General features: G+C 59.8%; 6 protein-coding genes. 2 read left to right on the top strand and 4 right to left on the bottom strand.

All coding sequences use genetic code 11. The features are described from left to right. Positions 1–33: 33 nt before the first annotated feature. Positions 34–936, bottom strand: a complete 903-nt coding sequence (locus ACFE8X_RS14385; protein WP_375452177.1) for a LysR family transcriptional regulator — start codon at positions 934–936, stop codon at positions 34–36. Between the two features lie 97 nt (positions 937–1,033). On the opposite strand from ACFE8X_RS14385, the gene ACFE8X_RS14380 reads away from it, so the two are divergent. Continuing rightward, complete coding sequence (locus ACFE8X_RS14380; RefSeq protein ID WP_375452176.1) at positions 1,034–1,759, top strand: SDR family oxidoreductase; 726 nt, start codon at positions 1,034–1,036, stop codon at positions 1,757–1,759. 139 nt (positions 1,760–1,898) lie between these two features. On the opposite strand, the gene ACFE8X_RS14375 is transcribed toward ACFE8X_RS14380, so the two are convergent. The 3 genes from ACFE8X_RS14375 to ACFE8X_RS14365 all read right to left on the bottom strand — a co-directional run bounded on the left by ACFE8X_RS14375 (position 1,899) and on the right by ACFE8X_RS14365 (position 10,883). After that, the gene (locus ACFE8X_RS14375; protein ID WP_375452175.1) at positions 1,899–3,806 is read right to left on the bottom strand and encodes an ATP-binding protein; all 1,908 of its coding nucleotides are present in this window, start codon (positions 3,804–3,806) and stop codon (positions 1,899–1,901) included. 258 nt (positions 3,807–4,064) lie between these two features. Beyond that, on the bottom strand, positions 4,065–8,066 hold the full coding sequence (locus ACFE8X_RS14370; RefSeq protein ID WP_375452174.1) for a PAS domain S-box protein: 4,002 nt from the start codon (positions 8,064–8,066) through the stop codon (positions 4,065–4,067). Between the two features lie 1,398 nt (positions 8,067–9,464). After that, on the bottom strand, positions 9,465–10,883 hold the full coding sequence (locus tag ACFE8X_RS14365) for a mannose-1-phosphate guanylyltransferase/mannose-6-phosphate isomerase (RefSeq protein ID WP_375452173.1): 1,419 nt from the start codon (positions 10,881–10,883) through the stop codon (positions 9,465–9,467). 520 nt (positions 10,884–11,403) lie between these two features. On the opposite strand from ACFE8X_RS14365, the gene ACFE8X_RS14360 reads away from it, so the two are divergent. Beyond that, a complete protein-coding gene (locus ACFE8X_RS14360; protein ID WP_375452172.1) occupies positions 11,404–12,585 on the top strand; it encodes a sugar transferase in 1,182 nt (393 codons plus the stop codon). Positions 12,586–12,701 lie beyond the last annotated feature (116 nt).

Below are 12,701 nucleotides of genomic sequence, written 5' to 3'. Positions count from 1 at the left end.
TGACCTGCACAGCGAGAGGCGCTCGGTACAACCTCAATCCGTCAGCATATCGAGAAAAGCCCGTAATGGCGCGGGCATGAAACGCTTGGAGAAATAGATCCAGGGACCCTCGAATCTGGTCCACCAATCCGCTAGGACCGGTTGCAACGTACCATCCGATAAATAGGGCATGAGCCAGTTCTCGAAAGTGCCGACAATGCCGCGTCCGTCGCGTGCAAAATTGATCGCCGCGGGTGCTGCATCGACCCCGATGATGAGCCGACCAGGTGGATCGAGCGTAAGCGTCTCTCCCGCCCGCTCGAAACTCCACTCTACGAGCGCGCCGCTGGAAAAGCGCATCCGCACACAATCATGCTTCAGGACGTCTCGGGGGTGCTGCGGAATGCCGCGCTCTTGCAGGTAAGACGGTGCCGCTGCATAGGCCAGGCGTTGGGTGCGAGGACCGATGGGAATGGCAATCATGTCTTGGGCCAAATGCTCTCCATAGCGGATGCCAGCATCGCAGCCTGCAGCGGTTACGTCGACGAGCCGATCTTCGACCATGATCTCGACCCGCACCTCGGGATGACGAGCCAGGAAGCGGTCGATGATCGGCGGCAGGATATCCACCATCACGGCACCGGTCACGTTCAGCTTGAGCAGGCCACGCACCGTCTGTTGTGCGCTCGCCGCATCCTGCAGCGCGGCCCGGGTCTCGATGAACAGCGGCGCGATTCGATTGGCGAGCGACCTGCCGGCTTCGGTTGCCGACAGGCTTCGGGTTGTCCGGATCAGAAGCGGCACGCCCAGTCGCAGTTCCAGCTGGGTGATCTTTTCGCTCACACTGGACGCAGAAAGACCAAGCCGCTTGGCTGCGGTCCGAAACCCGCCACTCTCCAGAACGGCCAGAAAGACCGACAGATCATCAAGGTGCATGCGCTCGTCATTGTTCGCCATGCCGATCAAGGTATGCGGTTTTTAGTCGATTCTCAAACCACCCAAAACAACGCTACACCGTCTGCACCGAGGCCACTTGGCCACAAGGAGCAATGCAATGACGAACAAGACGGCACTCATCACCGGTGCGAACAAAAGCATCGGGTACGAAACGGCGCGACAACTCGGCAAGCTGGGCTATCGGGTTTTGCTGGGCGCCCGTGACCTCGAGCGCGGGCGGTCGGCAGCACAAGCGTTGGTGGCCGAAGGCTTGGACATCCGTCCGCTATCGATTGACGTTACCGACGAAGCCAGCATACGCGACGCTGCGGCATGGGTTTCCGACCATGACGGAAAGCTGGATATCCTGATCAACAATGCTGGCATTCCAGGCCGGCAACCTGTTGCCCCGAGCGAGCAGGGCGTCGATGATATTCGGGCCATTTACGAAACCAATGTCTTCGGGCCAATCCGCGTCACCCAGGCTTTCCTGCCGCTGCTCAAGGCCGCGGAGCGTGCCAACATCGTCATGGTGAGTAGCGGATTGGGGTCTCTTGGCTGGCTGTCGGACCCGGCCAATATGTTCTTCGGCGTCAACATCCTGGGCTATAACAGCTCCAAGACCGCCTTGAATGCGGTCACCGTCGCCTTCGCCAAAGAACTGGCCGATACCGCCATCAAGGTCAACGCGGCCGACCCCGGCTACACTGCGACCGATTTTAACGGCCACACTGGCTATCGCACTGTCGAGCAGGCTGCCGCCGGCATCGTTTGGCTGGCTACGCTCGACGCCTCAGGCCCCAACGGCGCCTTTTACTTCGAGCAAACCCAGGTGCCCTGGTAAGGCCCGCTCGGGTTTACCGGCGGAAGGATCGGCGATGCGAGGCCAGGTCAGCCACAATGGTGACCCTCGCATCCCAGATGCAAGGAACCGTCGCGGCCGCTGCTCGCTCGAAGCACATGATGAACGGGCGGCGCCGTCTTCAGGCTGAAGATCCCAGCAGGTTGCGCACCTTGCGCGCAAAGGCGTCGAGCTGAAATGGCTTGTTCATCATGTGCATGCCATGGGCCAGATGCCCGTGGTTGAGCACGGCATTCTCCGCATAGCCGGTGATGAACAGCACTTCCAGGTTCGGACGCTTTTCCCGCACGATATCGGCCAGTTGGCGGCCATTCATGCCACCGGGCAGGCCAACATCAGTGATCAGCAGCGAAATTGACGTTTGTGCGTCCAGCATTCTCAGGGCCTCGCTGGCGTCGGCAGCCTCGATGACCCGGTAACCGAGATCGGCAAGATGCTCGGCAGCCACCATGCGGACCAGTGGCTCATCATCGACCAGCATGATGGTGGGCCCGCCGTTCACCTGCTGTGAGTCAGTCTTCTGTTGGCCATCGACCGCTTCATCGACTGCATCCCCGACAAGGCGCGGTATGTAGATGCACACCATGGTGCCCTCGCCGACTTCGGAATAGATGCGAACCGTTCCCCCCGATTGACCGGCAAACCCGTGCACCATGGACAGCCCAAGCCCGGTGCCTTGACCGACGGGTTTGGTAGTGAAAAAAGGCTCGAACGCCCGCTCGATGACGTCTGCCGGCATGCCCATCCCGGTGTCGCTGACACAAAGCGACACATATTGGCCGGGAACCAATCCACGCTCTTGGGCAGCACGTTCGTCCATCCAGCGGTTTGCGGTTTCCACGGTGATCTTGCCACCATCCGGCATGGCATCGCGGGCATTGATGCACAGGTTGAGCAGGGAATTTTCCAGCTGGCTCGCGTCCACGAAGGTTGGCCAGATGCCGGCCTTGCCAACCATCTCGACGGCTATCTCCGGACCGACACTGCGATGAATGAGGTCCAGCAGGCCCTCCACCAGCCGGTTCAAATCGGTAGGCTTGGGGTCCAGGGTCTGGCGTCGCGAGAAAGCCAAAAGTCGTTGCGTCAGGGCTGCAGCGCGGCGGGTAGCGCTTGAGGCCGCCGACAGGTATCGCTCGACCTCCCCGATACGACCCTGGGCGAGCCGTGTGGTCATGATCTGGAGGCTTCCGCTGACGCCGGCGATGATGTTGTTGAAGTCGTGGGCAATGCCACCCGTCAACTGCCCGACCGCTTCCATTTTCTGGGATTGCCGCAACGCTTCCTGCGCGGCTCGCAGGCTTTCTGCCGCGGCGGTTTCCTCGGTAATGTCGCGGCCGACGGTGTAGAAGGTGCCCGGTTCGACCCCCGGCACGGCCGACCAGGCAAAGGAGATGGGCAAGTTCTGGTCGGTGAGGAGCCGCACATGAAACTGGTGAACGGGTCGTCCCGCCTGCAATTCAGCAACCACGGCGCCTGTTTCGGCCAGGTCGTCCGGGTGGATGATTTCGCTGAAGGGATGGCTGGTCAAAAAGCTGTCGGGCCTGCCCAGACGGCGGGACCAGGCCGGGTTGATCGATCTCAGCATGCCCTCGAACGTGGCCACGGCGAACAAGTCGGGGCTCATCTCGAATATGCGGTCGCGCTCTTTCAAGGCGGTGGCCAGGCCTTCCTGGTTCGCAAGCACGCTGCCGGTTGTTTCGGTGCATATGCCGAACAGCCCCTCTACGCTGCCGTCCGACGCGACCATGGGGGTATAGGAGAAATTGAAGTATGCGTCCTCCACGGCGCCCCGCCGGTCGAGCCGAACAAAAAAGCCCGTCTGGTGGATCGCCTCGCCCTGGAAGGCGCGCTGCACGAGCGGCTCCAAACTGGTCCAGGCTTCATCCCACACCGCCTGCATCGGCCGGCCCAGCAAAGCTGGGTGTTTGCGCCCCATGATCGGAACGAACGCGTCGTTATAGAGCCATGTCCGCTCGGCGCCCCAGGCCAGGAACATTGGCTGCTTGCTCGCCAGCAGCAATTGGAGCATCGAGCGGAACGAAGCGGACCAGGACGAGGGAGGGCCAAGCGGCGTGCTGCCCCAGTCAAAAGACCGGATCTGTTGTGCCAGGTTCGTGTCGCTCAACAAGAAAAAAGGAACTTGGTCTTGGTCAGCGTCGGCCACGGCAGCTCCTGGGGTTGTCACCCCTACAACGCCGGACATCTGAATTGGCTTCCAAGAACAATTTCGTCACCCGAACACCATGACGACGGGGGCGCTCGCCCATCGGCCGGCCAGGCCCATGCATTAACCCAGCGCCGCAAGGCCTGCCGCCAGATCATGGTGCCGGAAGGGCTTGGTCAGGCGCGCAAGGTCCGGAGCGATCCCTTCGACGTCCGCATACCCGGACACGACCAGCACCTTCATCCCTGGCTGGCCGGCCAGCAGCGCGCGGGCAAGTTCCGTGCCGGACATGCCCGGCATCAAGTGATCGGTGACCAGCAGGTCCGGGTGCAGTCCGGCATTGACCAGCCGCAAGGCATCCTCGGCCGAACTTGCCTCGACGACGCTATAGCCGAGTTCGGTCAGCATGTCCGCCGTGCTGAACCGAACCAGGTCTTCGTCGTCGACGAGCAATGCGGTCCCCTTGCCGGCATCGGGTTGCATCACGCCCTCCACCGGCGGGTCCGCCGACGGCAATTGGCTGCTTTGCGGCAGCCAGAGCTCCACATTGGTGCCTATCCCCGGCGCACTGCGAATGGTGAGAGCGCCGCCCAGTTGCGAGGCGAGGCCATGCACCATGGACAATCCTAGGCCGGTTCCCTTGCCGATGCCTTTGGTCGAGAAGAATGGCTCGACGGCACGCTGGAGCGTCTCGCTATCCATGCCGGTGCCGGTGTCGGCCACGGATAACCGCATGTACGGGCCCGGCGCGACGCCGGCCCGGTGGTGCGGCCCGACCATTTCGGCGTCCACCGAGATGCGTAATGTGCCCCCGTGCGGCATGGCGTCCCTGGCATTCACGGCCAGGTTCAGGATCGCCATCTCCAGTTGATTGGGATCGGCATTGGCCAAAGGCAGACCCTCGGCGGCATCGACCACGACTTTGATCTGCGGACCCGTCGTACTCGACACCAGTTCGGCCATACCCCGCACGAGCGGCGCAAGATCGACACTCGTTGGCTGCAGCGGCTGTCGCCGCGCAAAGGCCAGCAGACGCTGCACCAGCGTTTTCGCGCGATCGGCAGCCAATATGGCCCGCGCCACCAGACGCTGTTCACGCTCCCCGTCCAGGCCCTTGCGCTGGAGCATGTCGAGCGAACCGACAATGGGCGTGAGCAGGTTGTTGAAATCGTGCGCGACCCCGCCGGTCAGGCTGCCCATGGCCTCCATCTTCTGGGACTGGCGCAATTGTTCTTGGGCAGCCTCGAGCAGGGCGGCACGGTCCTTGTCGGAAGTGATGTCACGGCCAGTGACATAGACCATATCTCCAGCGGGTGCGGCCACCCAGGAGATCCAGCGGATCGAGCCATCCTTGTGCCGCAGGCGATTCTCGATCGTGGGCTGTCCGCCATGGGCGGCGAACTGGTAGGCTTTGCTCGTTTTGGCGTGATCTTCGGCAATGACGAAGTCGTTGACGTGGCGACCGACCAACTGGTCGGGGGCATAACCGAGCGTCACGGTCCAGGCCGGATTGAGCCGCCGGAAAATCCCTTTGAAGTCAATCTCGACCATCAAGTCAGGGGAGGTGTTCCACATCCGGTCGCGCTCCGCGGTGCGCTCGACGACACGCTGTTCCAGCGTCTCGTTCAACCGACGCAACTCCTCATCCGCGCGTTTTCGGGCGGTGATATCGATGGCCGTTCCCAAGGCGCGCAAGCACCGACCATCCCGGTCGAATAGACCCACGCCCTTGGCGGCAACCCAGCGCACGACACCATCCTCCTTGCCGATGGTTCGGTACTCGACATCGTAGCTCGCCCGCCTGTCGGGATCGAGTGCGGAGGCGAAAGCGTCGCTGGTCATCGCCAAATCATCGGGGTGCAGGCCGCAATAGAAGTCTTTCATGCTGCACGCCACATCCGCGGAAATACCGAACGCAGCCTTGGTTCGGTCCGACCAGGTCAGGATGTCCGTGGTCAGATCGAGATCCCAGGTTCCCACATCGGCCGCCGCCACTGCTAACCGCAACGACTCTTCACTGACATGCAAATCGGTTTCGGCGCGGAGGCGTTCCATAGCCGTGCGGGCGCGCTCTGCCATTTCGCGGATCAACGCACGCTCTTCGGCCGTCCAGTTGCGGGCTGTTGCATGGTTGACGTAAAGCACCGCTGCCAGTCGTTCCTGCTCGATGATCGGCACGTTGACGAAAGACCGCGCACTGCGGCTCTCCAGTGCATGGCTGGCGCTGGCGGTGCGTGCATCGTCTCTCGCGTCCCCGATCGCGACGAACTCGCCGCGCTTGAGGCTTTCGATGAGCGAGCCATAGTCGTCAAGCTGCTGGACGCCCGCGAGTGAGGCAATGCCAGGCGCGTTCCAATCCCGATCGACGTGAAGGGTCTCCGCGTCCGGATCGATCGTGGCATAGCCGACCCGGCTGACGTCGAGCGTTCGTCCCAGGATTTCCGCGGCGGCATTGGCGACCTCGTTTGCTCCATGACTGGCCCGGATGCGATCACTGAATTCGACCAGAGCCAGCCGCCGTTGTTCGGCCTTTTTGCGCTCCGTTATGTCCTGAAGGACGGCGTAGAACCCCTCGACGTCCCCGCTCGCCGACAGGCGGGGCACGTAGTCGACATATAACCAACGCTCGCCGCCGGTCCGATAGGGCATGACATGCTCAAAGGAGAACGCCTCGCCGGCAAGGGCACGCCTTAGCTTCGGCGTCACCGCCAAATAGACCGCATCGCCGATCACATCCTTCAGATGTCGCCCGATAAGCTCGTCGGAGCGCTTGCCGAACCAGTCCTGGTAGGCGGCGTTGACGAAGCGATAAACCTCGTCGCGGTCGACATAGCTGATCAGCAGCGGCAGGCTATCGGCCATGACCTGCAGGTCATACTCGCGATCTCGCAATGCCACTTCCGCCTGGTGTTCGGCGGTCCGGTCGCGAAAGATTTTCAGATAGCCGCCACCATCCTGATGCTGCCGCATCAACAGGCCCGAACCCCAAAAACGACTGCCATCCTTGCGCATGTGCCAGCGCTCGTTGACGGCCCGCCCGTGCTCCCGGGCCAAGCTGATTTCGCGCTCCGGCGCCCCATCGTCACGGTCTTCCGGCGTAAAGAAAATGGCACCGTATTGTCCGAGCACTTCGGCGTCGGAAAACCCCATCATCCGCTCGGCCCCTTTGTTCCAGCCGGTGATACCGCCGCTGGCGTCCAATGCGATGATGGCGAAGTCGTCGGCGCCCTCGACGATCTCGCGGTAGCGCTCCTCGCTTTCGCGCAAGGCCTCGCGCACGGTATGGGCGGCGGTAACGTCTTGACCTTCGCAGAAAATGCCGACGACCTGGTCCTCCTCGATAATCGGGGCGTACACGAAATCCATGTAGATCAGCGTCTCGTCGCTGTCCGACACCCGTCGGTACCGGGCTGGCGCACCAAGGCGGGTAACGCGCTCGCCGGTCCGATACACCTGGTCCAAAAGCTCGTGGAAGCCCTGCCCCGCAATGTCAGGGAACGCCTCTTGCACCGGCTTGCCGATCCAGTTAGCGCTGTCGAACAGGCGCCGATGGGCCTCGTTGACGAACTCGAACACATGCAGGGGTCCGCGCATGGTACAGATGAAGCCTGGGGCACCGTCGAACATGGTCCGCTGGCTTTTGGCCTGCTCCAGGGTCCGCCGGTCGGCGAGCACCTTGTCCGTGGTCTCGGTAGCGGCGCAGTACAAGCCGGCGATCTTGCCGGTTTCGTCGCGAAGCGGCGTATATGAAAAAGTGAAGTATCCGACCGGCAGGCCTGGCCGACCGGCCAGCGGGATCGGCAGATCGACGAAGTGTTGGGCGTCGCCAGCCATGGTCGCCTCGACGATCGGGCGGAACTGGCTCCAGATCTCTGCCCACAATTGGGCAAAGGGTTTGCCGATGCCGGGATGCTTGGCTCCGACTATGGGCAGGTAAGTGTCGTTGTAGAGCGAGATGAGCTCGTCACCCCAGGCGACATAGACTGGTGCCGCCGAGTGAAGCATGAGGCTGACAGCCGTCTGCAGCACCGTCGACCAACGCTCTGGCGCACCCAACGGCGATCGCGTCCAATCGTGCGCACGAATGAACGCACCCATTTCGCCGCCGCCGGAGAGAAAGGGCAAGTCTGGATCCATTGCGGGCACTCACCTCTCCCGTTGGCCCAAGCCGTGCCGAGATTGACGTCTGAGCAAATGTTTAGCCCACAACGTCGCGGGCGTCATGCCTACGGTGTCCCGGATCAGGAATATGCCCGATTGGTGGGAAACATGCAGGGCTAAGCCGGGCATCGTCGTGACCTCCTCTCAGACAATAGCCGGATTGGCGTTAACCGCTCCTCCCCTTTGGGGCCGCAACAAGCCCCTGACGATTGTTGCATCTAACCGGACTTTTGCTGTGGTCTGGCAAGGACCGCATAAACGTTTGTGCGGTCCCGCGAAAAACACATTACTTATACCTTTGAAATACCTGCATTTAGTCTTACAAGAACACCTGTCTTTCCCGCCTAGACCGCACCAAATAATGGAAATTCCCCTCTAGAACACATCGCAATGCTTAGTCGATTGAATTCTCAGGGAGGTTTCGCGTGCCGGGCGCTTTAGCGTTGTTTGCGCCGGAATGAACTACAGCTCTGAAGTGCAATCCTTGGCGGGAACGAAGTGTAGTCGAGTATACCCTTTTATCACTAAGCTTCAAATTTCGAGGCCCGGAGCGCTCAAAATACCCAGAAACGCTGGATTTCGAGAGCAGCCCGGCCCCGATTGATTCCTCGGATCCACCCAGCACAAAGCGTTCCGAACTGTAGTGGATGACCATAACTCTGGCGTCGGCGATAACAACGAAACGTTCTTTGCCGTGCAGCGCATACTGGAGATTATGCGCCTAGAATTCGCCGGAGATCGGCGTCCTGGTCGCTTCCTATTCGGCAATCCCGATGACGGGCCGATGCCCGCGGAAGCGATGTTCCCAAGGAAACTAATCCAACCCGACGTCATTAAGGACCGCCTCCAGTTATTGCTATCGGACGGAGCGAAACCCAAGCCGCTCAGCCAAAAACACGCAGTCATTAACCTCTCTGGTCGGCACCTGGGGCTCGTCATGGATGTCGGTCTCCACATCAACGTTGGCGGAGTACGCCCAGACGCGCTCGGATGCTCGCCTATGCAGGTTTACCGGATTCTTGAGGAACCCTCGTAACCCCCTATCGGCGTGACCAAGTATCTCCGTCAACCAGCCGGCATAGGCCAATCGCGGCCTTTGCCCTTCTGCGCGATCAGCGAGAAACGCTCTATAAAGAAGGCTGCCAGTTCGCGCTGGAAGTCCCGGCGCCTCCAACCAAGCGAAGTAGCGCTCCTGCGAAATGCTGTAATACGCCCGCCTCGCCGGCTGCGAGCGGGTCCACCACCCACAGGGCATCATTGCTCATGTCACTAGGATGGTTGACCAATCAGCGCCAATACAATCCGCTCGGCGCAAGTCCCGATGAAAAGCGAACGCACTGGTAGTTGGACGTACGATTTGACTTAGCTGCGGCCAAACTCATCCTCGATCCTGACGATGTCATCTTCGCCAAGATAAGACCCCGTCTGCACCTCAATCAACTCGAGGAGAATTTTGCCGGGGTTGGTAAGTCGATGAGTGCAACCTAGCGGCAGATAGATCGACTGATTTTCGGACAGCACCTTAACGACACCGTCGACCGTGACTTCGGCCGTTCCGCGAACGACGACCCAATGTTCTGACCGATGATGGTGTCGCTGCAAACTGAGTTTCTTGCCAGGATTAACGAACAGTCGTTTGACCTGAAATCGCTCGCCCTGCACCACTAGCGAATATCCGCCCCAGGGCCGGTAAGCCGTACGATGGATTTCGGTCAACGAGCGGGTGTCGGTATCGGCTTTGAGCTTCTTGGCGAGGGCTCCGACTTTCTGGGATTGCGATAGCTTACCGACAAAAATCGCATCTTCGCTGGCAATGACGGCAACGTCATCGAGCCCCTCGACGACCACATGCGCCTTGTCCGTAAAAATCATTGCATTGGAGGTATTGGAAAGGGTCGAACCGCCAATTCTCACATTGCCGTCGCCGTCCTTAGGATGGGCCGACCATACAGCATCCCATGAGCCCAAATCGGACCAGGAGAAGGTGACCGGCAATACCGCGGCCTTGCTAGTTCTCTCAAAAATAGCGTAGTCGACTGAAATATCTGGCGCTGCGGAAAACGCAGCGTCGTCTAGGCGCAGAAAATCCAAGTCCTGCCGTGCCGCCCCAAAGGCATTGGCAGCGGCGGCATAGGTCTCTGGCGCCAGCTGTTGACACTCGGCGAGGAAGGCTGCAACGCCAAGCATGAACATCCCGGAATTCCAAGAAAAATTCCCAGCACTGAGCATGATGTGTGCGCGATCCGCAGTAGGCTTCTCCACAAAGCGTTTCACTTTACGAACACCATCGGCCAGAGCCTGATCTGCGTCGATATAGCCATACCCAGTTTCAGCGCGAGTTGGCTGGATGCCAAAAGTTACCAACCATCCCGCGGCTGCCGCCCGCGCCGCACTGTCGATGGCGTTGGCATAGTTTTCGCCCATCTCGATAGCGTGGTCGGAGGCGAGTACATGGATCACGGCATCGGGATTGTTAGCCGCCGCCGCAAAGGCAGCCACAGCGATCGCAACTGCGGTATTGCGAGATGACGGCTCAAGCAAGATAGCGCCGGGGCTGATGCCAATTTCCTGAGCCTGCTCGGCAACGATGAAGCGATAATCCGAATTGGTTACAATTATCGGCGCGGAGTATCGAGCATCAGCGGCGCGCAGCAATGCCTGCTGGAATAGCGAGGTATCGCCGAGCAGGTTGAGAAACTGCTTTGGTCGGGCAGAGCGCGACATCGGCCAAAGGCGAGTTCCCTGACCACCAGCCAGAATAACCGGAATTATATTAACCACGACGAGCCCTGCTTCACCACTGCGAGCTGGGCAACCGTGCCCAGCTGATTTAATGGGAGCGATGCCTGCAACCCGGGGCCTCTGTCCATGAATCCATAGTGTTTGTCCAGATGCTTTATATGGTTCGCCTCGGCTTGGGAAACTAGCCCGGCCGTCACTACAGTGTCTCTGAGCTTATTGATGATTGTCAGCAAGCCCGATATATCGACATCGTCATACGTGCCTAATCGCGCCCACGGTCTGGCGAAGCCGATTTGACTCGGTAGACGCATAGTACATTGACCAGGCTGACCCAGTGCCGATGCGAGAATATCAGCCAAGCATGCGCATACGTCGGCCCTTGGTGGGGAATTGCACAACGGCCTTGAAATCGAATTAAAGGTCTGTCTTCTGGTATGTTGAAAACTTCCTCTTCGCGCCCGAACGCTGCAAGCGTTCCGGACCTGCTTGATATCGTTAGACGGGGCGCAGCAGTTAGGCGGCATCGTTTCGCGCGGATCTTCGGGCGCTGACACCGGCGGTGCTGCTTGCCGCCTTAGGCCAGTCCAGCGTCTATGCTGCATTCATTATCGCTGCGAACAGGAGCGATTGGACAAATCTGGCCTTCGTCTGTGCGGCATTGGCGATCGTGTCGATTACCGTTGGATCGCTCGTCATCGCGCTGCGGCGAAACCAGTTTCCGCTGTCAACCGCCTTGGTGATAAGCGTGATAACCTTCAATTTCGCCGTGGCAGTGCTATCGGCGTTGCGGATACTGCTGAGCTATACAGGCTTAGCGACCTCGGCCCCCATTTTGATCGCGGTCATGGTCCATGCAAATATCAAGTTCCATCGTGGTCGGCGGGATCGGGTCAGATTGCTTGATTTCCGTGGCGCCGACGTCGTTAAGGCCCAACTGAGCAAGGACATCAGGATCGTCACACTCGATGACCTAGAAGTTGCCAATTTCGATCGCATTCTGATCGACTCCGATAGTCACCATTCAGCGGAATGGTCGAGGTTCCTAAACAGGCTCTACATGCTGGGAATTGAGGTTTCGCCCTGGATGCACATGGAAAGTAGCGTCGGGCGAGTTGATATTGACAGCTTCGATCTCACCCACCTCGCTTATAGCCCCAGCCAAGTCTATTACTCCCAAGCCAAGCGGGTGATTGACGTGACCGCTGTGCTGGTTTTAGCCCCCATCGCCATACCGATAGGTCTTCTCGCCTGGCTCTACATTCGAGCCATAGACGGGGGACCCTCGATTTTTGTTCAGGACCGGCGTGGCCATGGCGGCAGCACCTTTCGCATGTACAAGTTCCGCACTATGCAAGTCAATTCGGAGGCCGGCGCTACGCAGTCAGGTGATCACCGTATTCTCCCAGGATGCCGGTTTCTAAGGCTGTTCAGGATTGACGAAGTCCCCCAGCTGGTGAATATTCTTCGCGGGGAAATGAGCTGGATCGGTCCGCGCCCCGTTTCGATGTCCATCGCGGAAGCCCTTGAGGACAGTATTCCCCAATACATCAATCGTCAGCTGGTATTGCCGGGCCTGACAGGTTGGGCGCAGGTCTCGCACGGATATGCGAGCAATCACGACGAAGAAATACAAAAACTCAGCTACGACTTGTATTACATAAAACACATGTCATTTGATCTCGACGCGGTAATCTTGTTTAAGACCGTCAATACGCTTTTATTTCGGACGGGTGCGAAATAGATAGCGCGCTAAGGTCCGCCAAGGCTGGCGCTTGGCGGCCAGTTTTGGCGAGCGGCGCTGTCGCTACCTGACATTGGAAGCTGCCTGCCCTCGGCACATTAGACCCCCGCAATGCC

It is taken from the genome of uncultured Devosia sp. (assembly GCF_964244875.1).
GTDB lineage: Bacteria > Pseudomonadota > Alphaproteobacteria > Rhizobiales > Devosiaceae > Devosia.
The sequence above is the reverse complement of the archived record's forward strand: the minus strand, read 5'-3'. Positions and strand labels throughout refer to the sequence as shown.

Coding starts and splice junctions, on each gene's coding strand:
- ACFE8X_RS14380 (WP_375452176.1), top strand. CDS start 1,034: ATGACGAACAAGACGGCACTCATCACCGGTGCGAACAAAAGCATCGGG.
- ACFE8X_RS14375 (WP_375452175.1), bottom strand. CDS start 3,806: ATGCTCCAATTGCTGCTGGCGAGCAAGCAGCCAATGTTCCTGGCCTGG.
- ACFE8X_RS14385 (WP_375452177.1), bottom strand. CDS start 936: ATGGCGAACAATGACGAGCGCATGCACCTTGATGATCTGTCGGTCTTT.